General features: G+C 39.0%; 14 protein-coding genes and 1 pseudogene. 7 read left to right on the plus strand and 8 right to left on the minus strand.

What is annotated here, in order from left to right; genetic code table 11:
• Positions 1 to 227 precede the first annotated feature (227 nt).
• The 4 genes from ACKPEB_RS00895 (at position 228) to nfi (ending at position 5,351) form a co-directional block, all read left to right on the plus strand.
• On the plus strand, positions 228 to 1,958 hold the full coding sequence (locus tag ACKPEB_RS00895) for a diflavin flavoprotein (RefSeq protein ID WP_408962879.1): 1,731 nt from the start codon (positions 228 to 230) through the stop codon (positions 1,956 to 1,958).
• Between the two features lie 96 nt (positions 1,959 to 2,054).
• Positions 2,055 to 3,779 (plus strand): diflavin flavoprotein, encoded by a 1,725-nt coding sequence (locus ACKPEB_RS00900; RefSeq protein ID WP_408962880.1) that lies wholly within the window; start codon positions 2,055 to 2,057, stop codon positions 3,777 to 3,779.
• A 161-nt stretch (positions 3,780 to 3,940) separates the two neighbouring features.
• Positions 3,941 to 4,651, plus strand: coding sequence for a glycosyltransferase family 25 protein (locus ACKPEB_RS00905; RefSeq protein WP_408962881.1), 711 nt, complete (start codon positions 3,941 to 3,943; stop codon positions 4,649 to 4,651).
• A 37-nt stretch (positions 4,652 to 4,688) separates the two neighbouring features.
• Positions 4,689 to 5,351 carry a deoxyribonuclease V gene (nfi, locus tag ACKPEB_RS00910; RefSeq protein WP_408962882.1) on the plus strand — a complete coding sequence of 221 codons (663 nt, stop codon included), beginning with the start codon at positions 4,689 to 4,691 and terminating at the stop codon, positions 5,349 to 5,351.
• Positions 5,352 to 5,377: 26 nt separating this feature from the next.
• Here nfi and ACKPEB_RS00915 read toward each other — a convergent pair whose 3' ends face one another.
• The 5 genes from ACKPEB_RS00915 to hpf all read right to left on the minus strand — a co-directional run bounded on the left by ACKPEB_RS00915 (position 5,378) and on the right by hpf (position 11,751).
• Positions 5,378 to 5,782, minus strand: a complete 405-nt coding sequence (locus ACKPEB_RS00915; RefSeq protein WP_408962883.1) for a DUF2809 domain-containing protein — start codon at positions 5,780 to 5,782, stop codon at positions 5,378 to 5,380.
• A 74-nt stretch (positions 5,783 to 5,856) separates the two neighbouring features.
• On the minus strand, positions 5,857 to 7,257 hold the full coding sequence (locus ACKPEB_RS00920) for a (Fe-S)-binding protein (RefSeq protein ID WP_408962884.1): 1,401 nt from the start codon (positions 7,255 to 7,257) through the stop codon (positions 5,857 to 5,859).
• A 36-nt stretch (positions 7,258 to 7,293) separates the two neighbouring features.
• Complete coding sequence (locus ACKPEB_RS00925) at positions 7,294 to 8,601, minus strand: FAD-binding oxidoreductase (protein WP_408962885.1); 1,308 nt, start codon at positions 8,599 to 8,601, stop codon at positions 7,294 to 7,296.
• Positions 8,602 to 8,820: 219 nt separating this feature from the next.
• Positions 8,821 to 10,410: a mechanosensitive ion channel domain-containing protein gene (locus ACKPEB_RS00930; RefSeq protein WP_408962886.1), complete on the minus strand. Its 1,590-nt coding sequence runs from the start codon at positions 10,408 to 10,410 to the stop codon at positions 8,821 to 8,823.
• Between the two features lie 693 nt (positions 10,411 to 11,103).
• Positions 11,104 to 11,751 carry a ribosome hibernation-promoting factor, HPF/YfiA family gene (gene hpf / locus ACKPEB_RS00935; RefSeq protein ID WP_408962887.1) on the minus strand — a complete coding sequence of 216 codons (648 nt, stop codon included), beginning with the start codon at positions 11,749 to 11,751 and terminating at the stop codon, positions 11,104 to 11,106.
• Positions 11,752 to 12,011: 260 nt separating this feature from the next.
• Here hpf and lipB point away from each other — a divergent pair, with 260 nt between their 5' ends.
• From lipB to rpsU, 3 genes are all read left to right on the plus strand, one after another.
• Positions 12,012 to 12,695, plus strand: coding sequence for a lipoyl(octanoyl) transferase LipB (gene lipB, locus ACKPEB_RS00940; protein WP_408962888.1), 684 nt, complete (start codon positions 12,012 to 12,014; stop codon positions 12,693 to 12,695).
• A 184-nt stretch (positions 12,696 to 12,879) separates the two neighbouring features.
• Positions 12,880 to 13,176 carry an RNA recognition motif domain-containing protein gene (locus tag ACKPEB_RS00945; RefSeq protein ID WP_408962889.1) on the plus strand — a complete coding sequence of 99 codons (297 nt, stop codon included), beginning with the start codon at positions 12,880 to 12,882 and terminating at the stop codon, positions 13,174 to 13,176.
• A 140-nt stretch (positions 13,177 to 13,316) separates the two neighbouring features.
• Entirely contained in the window at positions 13,317 to 13,532 is a 216-nt protein-coding gene (gene rpsU, locus ACKPEB_RS00950) for a 30S ribosomal protein S21 (protein ID WP_072720560.1), read from the plus strand.
• 59 nt (positions 13,533 to 13,591) lie between these two features.
• On the opposite strand, the gene ACKPEB_RS00955 is transcribed toward rpsU, so the two are convergent.
• From ACKPEB_RS00955 to ACKPEB_RS00965, 3 genes and pseudogenes are all read right to left on the minus strand, one after another.
• Positions 13,592 to 15,331: a potassium channel family protein gene (locus ACKPEB_RS00955; RefSeq protein WP_408962890.1), complete on the minus strand. Its 1,740-nt coding sequence runs from the start codon at positions 15,329 to 15,331 to the stop codon at positions 13,592 to 13,594.
• Between the two features lie 128 nt (positions 15,332 to 15,459).
• A complete protein-coding gene (locus tag ACKPEB_RS00960; RefSeq protein ID WP_408962891.1) occupies positions 15,460 to 16,029 on the minus strand; it encodes a Uma2 family endonuclease in 570 nt (189 codons plus the stop codon).
• A 58-nt stretch (positions 16,030 to 16,087) separates the two neighbouring features.
• Positions 16,088 to 16,374: pseudogene (locus tag ACKPEB_RS00965) on the minus strand (hypothetical protein); the annotation flags it as partial.

Below are 16,374 nucleotides of genomic sequence, written 5' to 3' on the forward strand. Positions count from 1 at the left end.
CTGTTCCCTGTTCCCTGTTCCCTCTTCAAGTAGCGCTATATGAGTGATTAGCCATTGTCACCTGACATCCTACTAAACAGGCATCTGGCCTGTTCCACACAGCCCACACCTTTACTTTTGCAAAGCTTAACAGGGTTATAGGTTTTTTAATAAATCTTTACCATTAATTCATGTCACAATAGAGAATACGTTAAAAAGCCATAATCAATTATCTAAGGAGGTCATGAATGGTAGCCCTCACTGACCGTGTAAAACAAAATCGTTTAACAATTGAAGTTAAAGACATTGCTGTTGATACCACTGCCATTCGTTCCCTAGATTGGGATCGGGAAAGATTTGATATAGAATTTGGTCTGCAAAACGGTACAACCTATAATTCCTTTATCATTCGAGGGGAAAAAACAGCTTTGGTTGATACCTCTCACGGGAAGTTTCGCCAACTGTATTTAGAGACATTAAAGGGATTAATTAATCCGGCTGATATTGACTATTTAATTATTAGTCATACCGAACCGGATCACAGTGGGTTAGTGAAAGATGTCTTAGAACTTGCGCCTAATGCAACGGTGGTTGGGGCAAAAGTGGCGATTCAATTTTTGGAAAATTTAACCCATACTCCTTTTCAAAGTAAAGTAGTCAAAAATGGGGATACCTTAGATTTAGGAAATGATCATGTTTTAGAATTTGTTTTTGCTCCGAATTTGCATTGGCCGGATACCATTTTTACCTATGATCGGAAAACCCAAACGTTATTTACTTGTGATGCGTTTGGAATGCACTATTGTTCTGATTTGACCTACGATGAAAGTTTAGCAGACATTGAACCGGATTTTCAGTTTTATTATGAATGTTTAATGGCTCCGAATGCTCGTTCGGTGATTAATGCAATGAAACGCATGGAACCGTTAGGAGAAATTACCACCATTGCAACTGGACACGGGCCTTTATTACGACATAATTTAAAGGAATTAACCGGACGTTATTGGAAATGGAGTCAGGAACAAACTAAATCTGAAACCAGTGTAGCGGTGTTTTATTTCTCAGATTATGGCTATAGCGATCGCCTTTCCCAAGCGATTGCTCACGGAATTACAAAAACAGGTGTGGCGGTAGAAATGATGGATTTACGCACGGCTGAACCCCCAGAAGTGCGCGAATTAGTGATGAGTTCTGCGGGATTTGTGATTGGAATGCCACCTGTTTCGGGTGTCAATTCTGAACTGGCGCAAGAAACCATTAATACTATTATTGCATCAGCCCATAATAAACAAGCTTACGGTTTATATGAGTCAGGAGGTGGCAATGATTTATCATTATATCCGTTGCAAGTTAAACTCAATGATGCGGGATTAAAACAATCTTTTCCTTCAATTCGGATTACGGAAACTCCCCACGATACCACCTATCAAACCTGTGATGAAGCGGGAACAGATATCGGACAATGGTTGAGTCGAGATAAAACCGTTAAGCAAATGAAATCCCTGGATACAAACTTAGATAAAGCCATGGGACGCTTAAGCGGTGGATTGTATATTATTACGGCTCAAAAAGGAGAACTCACCAGTGCAATGTTAGCATCTTGGGTGACTCAAGCTAGTTTTCAACCATTAGGATTAACCATTGCTGTGGCAAAAGATCGAGCCATTGAAGCGTTAATGCAAGTGGATGATCAATTTGTGCTGAATGTTTTAGCCGAAAATAATTATCAAAAATTAATGCGACACTTCTTAAAACGATTTGCGCCTGGTGCGGATCGATTTGAAGGCGTTAATACCCAAATCGCTAACAATGGTTGTCCGATTTTAACTGATGCTTTAGCTTATTTAGAATGTCAAGTGCAAAGTCGGATGGAGTTAACTGATCACTGGATTGTTTATGCCACCGTTGATAACGGACGGGTGAGTGATCCTGATGTGTTACCTGCGGTTCACCATCGCAAAGTCGGGAATCATTATTAACCTGAATTCAATCTCCCTAAATCCCCCTAAAAAAAGGGGATTTGGGAGTGATTTAAGCAGCTTAAAATCAATCAAAAGACTTTTTAATAGAAGATTATGCCCAATCAAAAACCGCGTGATGTTCAAGCTTTTTTAATTGGAAAGGATACAAAAGTTGTGCGATCGCGCACTTGGGATCGGTTAAAGTTTGAAGTGGAATATTCTCTCCAACGGGGAACAACGGCGAATAGTTATATTATTGAAGCGGATCAAACGGCAATTATTGATCCCCCCGGAGAATCCTTTACCCAAAATTACCTGGAAGCGTTACAAAGTCGCTTAAATTTAGAACAGTTGAATTATATCATTTTGGGTCACTTTAATGGGAATCGGGGAGCGACTTTAAAAGCATTATTAGCCTTATCGCCCCAGGTTAAATTAGTGTGTTCTAATCCGGCTGCTTTAGCTTTACGAGAATATTTTGAAAACGAAAACTTAAATATTTTAGTCATCAAGGGGGAAGAAACCTTAGATTTAGGTAAAGGTCATCAATTACAATTTATTTTAACTCCGACTCCCCGTTGGCCGGATGAATTGTTAACCTATGATCCAGCGACAGAAATTTTATTTTCTGATAAGCTATTTGGGGCGCACGTTTGTGGCGATCAAGTGTTTGATGAAGGATGGTCAGTCTATAGCGATGATCGACGGTTTTATTATGACTGTCTTCATGCTGCTCAAGCGAAACAAGTAGTCTCGACCCTGGATAAAATTCAAGATTTACCCACGATTCAATTCTATGGAACCGGTCATGGGCCGTTAGTAAAATATGGGATGACGGAACTCACCAATTTATATCGACAATGGAGTGAAAAACAAAAATCTAACGAATTAAATGTGGCATTAATTTATGCCTCAGCCTATGGAAATACGGCGACCGTTGCTCAATCGATCGCTAGAGGTTTAACTAAATCCGATGTTGCTGTAGAATTAATTAATTGTGAATACGCTAAATCTTCAGAAATTCAAGAAGCTTTAGAAAAATGTGATGGATTTATTATTGGTTCACCCACATTAGGCGGTCATGCACCCACCCAAATTCAAACCGCTTTAGGAGTGATTTTAAATACCGCTTCTACGAATAAATTAGCAGGTGTTTTTGGGTCGTATGGCTGGAGTGGAGAAGCGATTGATTTATTAGAAGGTCGCTTAAAAGATGCAGGTTATAAATTCGGTTTTGAACCCATTCGGGTAAAATTTGCCCCCACCGATGTCACGTTACAAATGTGTAAAGAAGCGGCGGTTGATTTTGCTCAAACCCTGAAACGTACCCAAAAACGGCGGGCGTTTCGTCCCACAGCAACGTCATCAGGGGCTGATCGTACCGCCCAGGCGATGGGACGTCTGGTGGGTTCGTTGTGTGTGGTGTCCGGTCGTCGGGGGGAGATGTACAGCGCCATGTTAGCGTCCTGGGTGTCTCAAGCCACGTTTAACCCTCCGGGGTTTACCGTCGCTGTCGCCAAGGATCGGGCGTTGGAACCTTTAACCCATATTGGAGATCGATTTGTTCTAAATATTTTGCAGGAAGGGAAACAACTCCGAAAACATTTTCTGAAACGATATGAACCCGGAGAAGATCGCTTTGTTGGTATCGAAACAGAAGAAGCATCGAATGGTTGTTTAATCTTGAAAGATGCTTTAGCTTATTTAGAATGTGAGGTAAAAAATCGGATGGAATGTGGCGATCATTGGGTAATTTATGCCACAGTGAGTAATGGTCATTTATTAAATCCAGAAGGAGTTACGGCTGTTCATTATCGTAAAACAGGAACACAGTATTAATCTGTTGATTGTGAACTGTTAATCACTCATTTTAAGATAGGAGTTTCTCCTCGAAGTTAGGGGTAACTCCTAGAATTTGAAGAACTTCCAAGTTTTGTAGCTTATAATGACTTTTTCAAAGGATCGATGACTTCTAGCTGTTTGTTATTGAACCCAAATTTATGAATCTATCTCACTACTTTGATCGAATCTATATTGTTTTTTTACCTGAGCGAACTGAACGGGTTAATCGCATAAAATTTCAGATTGATCGCTTAAACTTAGATTCTGAAAAAGTGATTTGGTTTCCCGGTTTAAGATTTACTGAAGCCGCTGGTTTCCCTAAAGCGAGTGTTAGAGGATGCGTCATCAGCCAATATACAATTTTAAATCAAGCATTAGAAGCGGGATTAGAGAAAGTTTTAATTTTACAAGATGATTGCAATTTTAGCCGTTATTTCTTAAAAAATCAAGATGCAATTTTACAAGAATTAGCCACAACAGAATGGGATTTTGCTTATTTAGGTCATGGTCAAACGCTCCAAAAAGCTTCAACTTATTTTGTCAAAGCTGATCCCAAAGAACGCATTATGCTAACCCATTGTTGTGCCTATCATCGTCGAGTGATACCCCGTTTAGTTGAATTAATTTCTGAGGGTGCACAACGATCACCCGGAGATCCCAGAGGCGGGCCGATGTACTTTGATGGCTTTATGAACTTTTTTAGATCTCGTAACCCCGAAGTGATCACGGTAATGGCATCTCCGTCTTTAGCTTGGCAACAGGCGAGTACGAGTTCTCTAAACCCTAAGAGTTTGGAAAATTATAAATTTTTGATACCTGTCTTTAAACTTGTAAGATTCATCAAAAATACTATACTTTCTTTAAAATAAAACTTGGAAATCAAGCGTTGATTTTTCCTAGAAAACCATGAATATTCAACCCCCGGAAACTTGGCCGACAACCGTTGAAGAGGCACTCCAAATTCAAACTCAACTTAAATCCTTAGTTCAAACAACGGATCAATTGGGAACTGTGAAATATGTAGCCGGAGTGGATGTTGGATTTAAAGACAATTATACAATTTCTCAAGCGGCGGTAGCAATCTTAAGTTTTCCTGATTTAACGTTACAAGAAACGGCGATCGCTCAACGTCCAACTACGTTTCCTTATCTTCCAGGGTTTTTATCATTTCGAGAAGTTCCTGTGATTTTAGATGTGTTGGAAAAATTAACAATAACACCAGATTTAATCATCTGTGATGGTCAAGGAATTGCCCATCCTAGACGATTTGGGTTAGCTTGTCATTTAGGAGTATTACTGAATCAACCAACCATTGGGGCTGCTAAATCTTTATTAATTGGAAAACATGATCATTTACCAACGGAAAAAGGAAGTTGGACACCGTTAAAAGATCAAGGAGAAATTATCGGTGCAGTCTTACGTTCTCGAACCAATGTTAGACCGCTTTATATTTCTCCAGGTCATCGGATGAGTTTAGAAACCTCTATTGATTATGTTTTAAATTGTATTACTAAATATCGTTTACCTGAAACGACTCGATGGGCGGATAAATTAGCTTCCCATACTTAATTTTTATTATACACTTAGTCGCTCATTTAATCTTTTAATTTCAAAGAATATTTAAGATATTTCAAGCCTAACCAAGCTAACCCACAACCGATCATATAGTAGGGAAAATCCCACCAAGAAAATGTTGTTCCGAGTAATAAACGACCGAATAAAGTGGCACGAATGACTTCTAAAAAAAGCGGTTTCCAGAGTTGGAGAAATTCTAAACTAGAAGTTATAATAAAGACAAAAAAAGCCGTCCATCCTGGGGATAAGGTAGGATTCATTAAAACAATTAAAAGCACCCAAAATATTTCATAAAATATCCCACCTACAGAATTATTGAGCCATAAATCAAACGGCCCTTTATAAAATTTACTCCATAACCCAATGGGAATTAAAGTAATTAAACTGATTAAAATAATTTGTTGATATTGCTTGATCTTCATCATTAAAGGTAGTTTTTTAGATTCAGGTTATTGTTGGGCTTTAACAGGAAATTTAGGGGATAAAGCCCAACAACAAACTATTTAATTTTTATGCCTCGAATGGAATAATCCAGTAATTCCATGGGGTGCATTAAAGGAATATCTTTTCCTTGTAATTGTAAATGCTTTTTAATTTGTAACGAACAACCTGGGTTTGCAGAAGCAATTAATTCAGCACCCGTATTCATTAAATTTTCAACTTTTTGCTGTCCTAATTCTTCGGCGATTTCCGGTTGTAATAAATTATAAACTCCCGCACTCCCACAACATAAGGAAGCATCCAGGGGTTCTCGTAACTTTACCCCTGGAATTTGTTGCAGAATTTGACGAGGTTGGGAACTAATTTTCTGTCCATGTAATAAATGACAAGCATCTTGATAAACTAAGGTTAATTCTCCTGTTTCCATTAAAGGATACAGGGTTTTTGTTAAACCAATTTCGGCTAAAAATTCTTGAACATCTTTAACTTTTTCCGAAAATTCTTCCGCTTGTTCTCGATATTGAGGGTCATCTTTTAAGATATGACCATATTCTTTTAAAGTATGACCACATCCCGCCGCATTAATAATAATAGCATCCACATTGGTTCCCGAAAATCGGTCAATCATCTGTTTAACTAACGTATGAGATTGTTCTGTTTGTCCTTGATGTTCAGGTAACGCCCCACAACAGCCTTGATTTCTCGGAATAATGACTTCACACCCATTAGCGGTTAAAACTCTCACCGTTGCTTCATTAACCGGATTAAAAAATAATCGTTGAACACAACCTAAAATCACCCCAACTCGATAACGTTTTTCTCCTTGGGCGGGAATAATCACGGGGAAATCCTCTCGAAACGCATCCGGTGTAATTTCCGGTAAAATGGATTCCATAGCGGCTAAACGAGGTGAAATTTTAGGTAACAAACCTATTGTTCTGACAAGTTTTTGAAATCCTAATTTTTGATAAATGAAAAGTGGAATTAAAAAAGCTCTTAAACGGTTGGGATAGGGAAATAAATTAAAGATTAAGGCGCGAATTAAACGGTCTGGTAAACTTCGCGGTACATTTCGTTCAACTTGGGGACGAGTGGCGGCAATTAATTGATCATATTTAACCCCAGATGGACAAGTCGTAACGCAAGCTAAACACCCTAAACAACTATCAAAATGTTGGGCGGTTGTTTCTGCTAAAGACGCATCATTTTTTGAAATCGCATCCATTAAATAAATTCGTCCTCTGGGAGAGTCCATTTCAGTTCCTAACACTCGATAACTGGGACAAGTTGATAAACAAAATCCGCAGTGAACACAGGTACTAATTAAATTAGGATTGGGAGGATTCGTTGCGTCAAACCCTGGAATTTCACTAGGGTTTAAATGGGGGTTTTGACCTAAAAAATTACTATCTTTTGCGGAAATGAATTGAGATTCAACAACAGGTTCAGAGGTTGGCATTTTCCTGAAATTCTCCTTAAATAATTTAGCAATTAATTAAATTCCATCGACAAAGCGATTCGGACTCAATTGATTTTGCGGATCAAATTGTTGTTTGATTTGACGCATTAACGTTAACGCATTTCCTGAATATCCCCAAACATCTAGCTGTTGTTTGAGTTCTAGGGGTGCTTTTAAAATTGATAAAAAACCGCCTTGAGATTGACACCATTTTCTTAAGTTTAACAGCGTTTCTGAAGAAACACTTTCAAAGCGTAATACCCCTAAACCCACTCCTGAATGAATCACTCCTAAAGTTTGACACTTCATTAAGGTTTTGACCGCAGAGGTGGGAGTCACACCGATTTTACACAGAATAGAAGCGTTAGATTCAGAAGGGCAAATTTGTTGTTTTAATTGTTGCCATAAGTTCCCTTCATCAGCATCAAAATAAATCGCTTTTAACCCTAACTTTTCTCCCAATTCCATTAAGCGTTGACTTTGTTGTTGCACACTGTCTGGAATACTTTGAAACTGAACAACTAAACCAATCTGATCTCCAAATCCTAATAGTTTTGAAAGGTTAGCTGAGATTAAATCCACCACAACAGGAGTTAAAGCTGAGGATAATAAAGTTTGGTTCGCTTGGGTAATCGCTTCCGGTTCTCCTATTAAAATAACTGTTCCTGAAGCTTCTGGTTTTGGATAAACACGCAGGGTAATTTGACTAATAATTCCTAACGTTCCATAGGAACCTGTGAATAATTTCATTAAGTCATAACCTGCGACGTTTTTAACAACTCGACCCCCTGCTTTCGCAATTTTTCCATCATAACGAATGATGGAAATTCCTAAAATCATATCGCGAATACTGCGATAACGTTGTCTCAGAGAACCCGTATCACCTGTCGCAATAATTCCGCCGATGGTCGCTGTTTCGGGATAGGTGGGATCGAATCCTAAAACTTGGTTTTCTTGAGCTAAAATTGATTGTAATTGGGAGAATTTCATCCCCGCTTCTACCGTAACAGTTAAATCTCCAACGGCGTGTTCAATGAGTTGGTTAATTTCTGCGGTACTGACGGCAAAATCTACAGTTTTAATTAATCCTCCCCAATCCATTTTACTACAAGAACCACAAGGTAAAATACTCAAATGATGTTGATGAAGATAAGTAATAACTTCAGATAATTCTTCTTGGGTTTGGGGATAAATTATCCCTTGCAGGGTTTCAGGTACAAGGGATTGTTTGATCTGTTGTTGTCGCAGAAGCTCGATTTCGTTCCAAGATTGGACATTGGCTTCTCCTACAATTTTCTGTAATTCCTGTCGGTTTTTAGGGTCGGTGGTAGAAATAACGTTCATTCAAATAATGAATAGATTGGCAAAATTAAGTTATAACTATTCTATATCAAGAAATAGGAAATCGGGAATAGGGAACGGATTAGAATAGAGGGGAAAAAGCTTCTAGTCGTCAGCCGTCATTTTTTCAGGAGAACGTTATGGAATTTAAGGATAGGATAGCACTTATCCATCCTGTATTGGGGGTAGCAGAAAACTTGTCCTAAACCTCATCAATAAAAGTTAAGAACTAGATTTTTCGCCTTCAGAATTAGAATGATATTGAGAGTTATCATTATTTCGAGCATCGGTTAATTGACGAATCATCACTTGTAATTCAGGAGACAATTCTAAAGGAACGCTACCTCTAACATTAACATCGCGTTGAGGAAAAGGAATGACTATCTTATGTTGTCTAAATAAAGATTCTATTTTAAAATAAAGATCACTTTTAATCATAAACTGACGGCTAGGTTTTGATGTCCAAACCCTGAGTTCAAAATTAAGGGAATTTTCTCCAAAACCTTTAAACAAAACATTAGGAGAGGGAACGGATAAAACTTCAGAATTTGATTTTGCAGCTGATAATAAAAGGTCTTTTACAATCTCTACACTCGATCCATAAGCTACACCGATTGATAAGCGCAAACCTGAAATTGGATTATCATGATGCCAATTAATGAGTTCTGATTCTAAGAAACGAGAATTCGGTACAATAATAGAAACTTGATCTAAAGTTTTAATCACCGTACTCCGTGCACCAACTCGTTCAACAGTTCCCATATAATTACCAACTTCGACAAAATCTCCCACTTGTATGGGACGTTCAAATAACAACACTAAACCACTGCCAAAATTTTTAGCAATATCTTGAAATCCAAATCCAATTCCCACTCCTAATGCACTTGCTAAAATCGTTAAAGAACTTAAATCTAAACCCCAAACTTGTAATAAAACAACAGTTCCCAAGGAAATAAAGGCATATCTGAAAATCACAGCAACAACTTCTTGAGCACCTCGACTAATTCGAGTAGCATTTAAGACACGGGATTGCAAAATATCTGTGGTTACTTTGGCAAACGTAATTAATCCCCAAATTAAACTGACTAAAATTAATAAATCAGGAATAGAATAGGACGATTTATTAATGGTAATCAGTTTAGAAGTTAGGGTAGAAATTAAGCTTCCTGTTAATCGATAGCTTAAAATTCGTGTAAACGGAAATTGATTAGTAATATAAATAACAATGGCTGTCCATAATCCTAATCTGATACCTGTTAGGGTTAAACTTAAGAATATTTCTAAGTTATGAGGGAGATCTTCTGAATCCGATAATTGATTAGGAGACGTCAAAAATAACTGCAAAAAGCGACGAAGAGAATAATACCAAAACTGAGCTAATCCCCAATGCAGTAAAATTCCCAAAGAGAGTGCTAAAACGGCTTTAAAGGTTGCTTTTTTAAGAAAATCAATACTGCGTTCTTTCCGAGCTTCGTTCACTGATTCTTCCAGTTCAGAACGCCAAATCTGAGCTTGATCTTCAGGAACCTTTTGATTTTGTGTATCTTCCTGAGTCACCGTGAGTAAATAGGAATTATTCAGCCAAATAGTCGGTTGTTGATTAATGAATTTAACTTCAACCTCCAGAGGTTGTGTTGATGTTACAGCTTGTTGTAATTTACTACTAATCACTTCGGCTCGTTCTTGAGCCGTTAAATTTTCGGCTCCGCTAACTTTAAAAATCGCTCGTCCATCTAAAGTCACAGATGCAACAGTATTAGATTGAAATAAAGGTTTAAATTGTTCCTGTGCTGAAATTGGAAATGCAAACACAAAAAAAAGACCAATGCCAACTAGCAACATTATTTTTATCAACTTCAATTTTCCACTATTTTTTAGAAGTTTAAATTTGTTGATCATAGAAATAAATGATTGATGTTTAATAGATTAAATAAAACGTTTCTCTACATCCTCTTAGAGTTCCGTCCTAAAAATTGAATTGCTACGGTTGTTGGAAGTTTAAAAAGTTCTACAGCAAGAATACTTAAAAAAGAATTTTCTATAAAATTTAAAAAGCATGATTAGGGTAAAGTTTCGTTTTGGTCTCACTAATACAATTTTGCTTCTTGGGGAGGCGCACCAATTGAAGTTCTTAAGAAATATATTCAAAACCAACCAACCCGTTCATCCCTATCGCTCCCCACCTTGCTTCGTGATTGGCTGGGGACTGTCATTCAAATTGTTCAATTTAATCAAAGTCTTTGTTGAGCGATTCACACTGAAAACAGAACTTCTACCTTGATCTGACTCGAAGCTGATTTGAGAACATCAATGATGGCGGTGAGCCTTGCTGAAGTGTTTTACTGCTGACTCGTGATCAGACGCGCCTAGGGGAACTCATGCCGTAAGTTATAGCTAGTTCATGCCGTAGACTATTGCGATAGCTTCTGGGCGCGTCTCTACCCACTCCTGCTATACTGCTGAGGCGAGTCGGGGATTTGACGAACAGCCAAACCCCCTATTCACCTAAGCTTTAGTAGATTTGGATGAACTTAATACCTCAGTATTGCCCTGAGCGGATTTACCATTGCTTCCTCCTTCTCCATGGCGGGGTTGAATCACACCGTAACCTCCATGATGAGAACGCTTGTAGATCACATTAATTTCTTCCGTCTCGGCATTGCGGAACATATAGAAATCATGATCAATTAATTGAAGCTGTTCCAAAGCTTCATCAATTGTCATTGGAGGCATCGCAAAATATTTTGTGCGAACAACCTCTTGGGGCAATTCAGGAGCACGGTTCCCCACCAAATCTTCAACTACGGGATGTTCGTTAACGATCTCACCGGTTTTAGGTAGATTATGGGTTTTATCCTGACGTTTCTCTTTATACTTCCGCAGTTGCCGTGCAATTTTGTCGGCGACTAGATCAATGCTGGCGTAAAGATTCTCACTGCTCTCTTGAGCGCGAATTACCGTTCCGTTCGCATAAATTGTCACTTCTGCGGTTTGTTTTGGATTTATCCGAGGGTTCCGAGCAACTGACAAATGCACATCAACTTCTGTCGTCAATTGTTCAAAATGGCTGACAGCTTTTGTAATCTTCTGATGGACATATTCGTGAATTGCAGTCGTAACTTCTACATTTTTACCCTGGATAACAAGCTTCATAAAGCTCCCTCCCGCTCATAATATGGGCATAATCTCACCTTAACACTAACCCGATACCAAACTTCACCCGTTTAAAATCTTTTTCATCCTGTGACAATTCTTGACTTTTTTAAGTTAAGTTTTGTCAAAAAGGTCTTGATTTTTTTGTGGTTCTCTTGTAGGGTTTTTCCTTTTTCTCCTTGCCTTTAATTTAAGTATTCTTACTTATTATATTAACAGACATGGTTTAATCTATCTATAGGTTTCGTTGTTTTTTAACGATGATTGTGCGTCCCCTGTGTCAAATTTATGACTTCGGCTCGGTTCCCTATGCGGTCGCTTGGAACTGGCAACACTCTTTGGTTCAAGACCGAAAGCTCAATCCCGATCTCGATGATGTGTTGATTTTATTAGAACATCCCCCGGTTTATACCTTGGGGCAAGGAAGTGATTTGCAATTTCTCAAGTTTGATCCTCGCCAAAGTCCCGTTGAGCTTCATCGGGTGGAACGCGGTGGCGAAGTCACCTACCATTGTCCAGGGCAGTTGGTGGGGTATCCGATTTTAAACCTGAAACGTTACACCCCTGATTTACATTGGTATTTACGGCAGCTAGAAGAAGTCTTAATTCAAGTCTTAAAACTCTATGACCTTCCTGGAGAGCGCATTCCCGGTTTAACCGGAGTTTGGATTAATGGCATTAAGGTCGCAGCCATTGGCATTAAAGTCAGTCGGTGGATTACCATGCACGGTTTTGCCTTGAATGTTTGCCCGGATTTGCAAGGATTTGAAGCGATTATTCCCTGTGGTATTGCTCATCGACCTGTGGGCAGTTTAGCTCAATTTATTCCCAATCTTACCCTAGAACAAGTCCGTTCCCAGGTCGCTGAAACCTTTGCCCAGGTCTTTGGGGTGGAATTGATTCCTCCACAATTAAAATTAACCCTTGATCAACAATTTGGTTGAGATTGGCAGATTCCTTCTCATTCACTGGTCAGGGTCAAAAATCATGCTATAATATAGCCTGGATTAGGTATCGGTAGCCCAGTTTATGCTGGAATCAGGAAGAATTTTTCTGTTTAGTGTAAGTCCTACTCGCTTACCTCCGAATTCCAATCTCTGCACACCACTTGATTTTAAGAGGTAAGTAATGACTATTTACGTTGGCAATCTTTCCTACAACGTCATAGAAGAGGATCTCAAAAAGGTATTTGCTGATTATGGTACGGTTAAGAGCGTTCAGCTTCCGGTTGACCGCGAAAGTGGCAGAAAACGCGGTTTTGGCTTTGTAGAAATGGAAACCGATGCGGAAGAAGAAGAAGCCATTCAAGACTTGGATGGGGCTGAATGGATGGATCGTGTTCTCAAAGTCAATAAAGCTCGTCCTCGTGAAGAGCGCAAACCCTCCAGAGGAAACTGGGGCGGCGGTAATAACTTCCGTCGTTAATCCATCGTTGTCATCACAATTCTACCTGCTCTGAAGTCTTCTTCTGACCGGACAGGGAATTTTAACCCTGTCCTGCTTCTGTCGTTGAAATTAGGGCAGCTTGTCCAACCCAATCAATCATTTAAGTGGGAGAATATGGAATGAGCCAAGTCGTTCTCGGTGAAACTGAACAATTAGAGTCCGCTCTACGTCGCTTTAAGCGGAAAGTTTCACAAGCTGGCATTTTTGCAGATCTGAAAAAAAATCGTCATTTTGAAACCCCTGGACAAAAACGCAAGCGTAAAGAGGTCGCTCGCCATAAAGAACGTCGCCGCCTTCGTAACCGTAGACAACAATTTCAAAATAGTGACTCTTAAGGAAAAGGACTGATTCTCGATTCAGTTCTTTGGGTTGACTGTCCCCATTTCCCAACACTTTAGTTTTTTCCTGGCCCGATGCTCGCTTCTGGGCTAAGAATATGGTTATCCTCCCAGGAAGTTCGTTCTGGGGGGAGAGATTGCCATAATTGTTCAATGTGGTGAGCCGGCATCGTTAAATATAAGATATCTCCCGGTTGTAACAAAAAGTTTAACAGTTCCCAACTGTGAATCGTGTGATAAGCTGTCTCAATATATAAAGGAACAAAATCTGCTTTTCGAGCCACCTCTTGGACTCGTTTTCCACAAAAGGGATGATTGGGAGTAATCAACGTTCCTAACGCTACCCAAAGGCGATCGGCGGTGATCCCGCTTCCTAAAATCCGTCCACCTAATGCCGCTGCTGCAAAGGCGGGAGCCGCAATTTCTGTTGTATTTAAGACCGCTTCAAAATCAAAAACCTGCTGCACCATTAAGGCAAAATGGGAATCATGGGTACGAGTAATGACTCGTAAACGGGGTGCTAATCCTCTCGCACTCAAGGCTATTTCTAAATTTCCTGTATCATCATTGGTAACCGCTAATAACGCTTCTGCAGCTTCAACATTCACACTTTTAAGGGTATTGGCTAAACTCGCATCTCCTTCAAAAACGGGAATTTTTAAGCCTTTAGCGGTACTCATAAATCGGCTATTAACATCTCGTTCAATCACAACAACATCATAACCGCGTTGATATAAATGTTGAGCAATATTTAATCCTAATTCTCCTAACCCACAAATAATATAATGATTCCGTTCAGGAACCCGTGTCGCATCCAGATAATCTTTTAAACGAGTGCCTAATATAAAATCATTTAATAACGCATAACTAATCCCAACTACACCCGTCCCAATTAACATCATAATAATCGTAAAAAATTTAATGCTATCTGGAGAATGTTCTACCACCTGTTCATTCCCACCTGCTCCGGTAATCATTCCCACTGAAAAATATAAAGAATCTACAAAAGAATGACTGGGTTCTACACAAATATATGTTAAAGCTGCTCCTAATATGGTGAGTAATAAAATGAAACTCACAATCAATGCTGATTGAGCATATTGTTTAAATTTTTGTAGACCTCGTTTTAATTTGAGCAGCCGATATTTAATATCTTTTTGAGTGTGGCGAGTTTGGGGTTTAAGTGCCACAATTAAGCGATCGCCGACTTGGAGTTGATGATCTGCCATCACCCCAGAAACTAAATCAATTTTATCTTTAAACGGCAAATAATAAATTAACATTCGATTGGGTTCAGCCCATAACTCCCTCAAACTTTTTCCCAACCAAGGATGAGATCCATCAATTAACTCTTCATGAATCGGCCAAATTTGATTAAATAATTCTAATTGTCCAATGGCTTGATTTCCTAATGCAGCAAAGGCAAATACAGGCGCAGCTAAAGCCGAAACACTCATGGTACTGTGATCCGGTAAGGTTTGATTCAGCCGCATTCCCAAATTGGTATTAAATAAACGATTAATAATCCGAATTTGAGGATTTAAAATTCGCGCTTGCATTAAAATTGCTAAATTGATCGCTTCATCATTTCCTGCTAAAATTAAAGCATGAGCAGTCTTTACCCCGGCGGCTAATAACGTTGAAGCCGAGCGTAAATTTCCAACAATGACATCCGATCCTTCTTGGGGAATGGGTCGATCACTCATCCCCACAACAATCGCACCTTGTTGTTTTAACAGTCTAAAAATTTGATATCCCGTGCGACCTAAGCTACAAACGATGATTCGAGGTTTCATAGGTATTTTGATTCATAAGGGGATCTCAAGCCAAGATTCTCCAGGTTTAGCTACTGTTAGTAAATTATGAACGGTTTTATCTTTCTCGAACTGTATCTAACAACACGAACTGTCAGACCCAAGTGATTTTAATCTTCCTCTTCACTAAAAACAGGTGGCCATAATTCGTCAATCGGTAATTCCCAACCCGGAAACAGTTCAGGAATCGTTAAAATTTCTTCATTTCCGAGTACAATGGGTTCTTCTGTCGGGCGATAAATTGTAACGGTTAACTCATCAGGATCAATCAAAATTGCGACGGCTACTCCAAATTCTAAAAATTGATTAATTTTCTTTTTTAAAGCTTTGATGCGGTCACTTTGAGATTTAATTTCTACGACTAAATCAGGAACTAATTCCGCAAAATAACGCACACTTTGTCTGAGACGAGAAGCACGAACAAAAGAAACATCAGGAGCTTTAAGATTCGTATCAGGAAGAATAAAACCGCCAGCAGAGTCAAAAACACGACCTAAACGACGAGGATAAACCCAGTTAGCGAGTAAACGGCTGAAAGTTACTCCAATTTCACTGGAAACAATATCTGATGGCCCCATAATCTCTATTTTTCCCTCTACTAATTCTAACTGATAATCTAAACCAGCTTCTGAGAGGCTTTTTTGAACTTGCTCTAAGTCTTTTATGGTCATCAGAGACATGATTACAAGCTCCTCTTAAATTTTTGATTAAGCTTTGATTCTAACAAAAACTAAACGTTCACAGTCCCGTTAACGCATCGGTATTGGGGTCAGGTAAAGGCTGTTGTTGAACATCCACATTAGACCAAGACTTTAACGATGGGGAAGGACGTTGAATTGATAATCGAGTCGTTTGTTGTAATCGTCCTTGATCCTGTAACTTCACCAATTCTTCCTGATAAATAGCGATTAACCGAGCTAAACTTTCGGCAATTTGATCCCAACTTTCATCACTGACAATTTTATCGGTAATCCCTTGAAACAAATCTCCCTGTTTACTTTTCTTGACAAATTCTTGAAGCCGTT

This window comes from Planktothrix sp., assembly GCF_046067725.1.
Taxonomy (GTDB): domain Bacteria; phylum Cyanobacteriota; class Cyanobacteriia; order Cyanobacteriales; family Microcoleaceae; genus Planktothrix.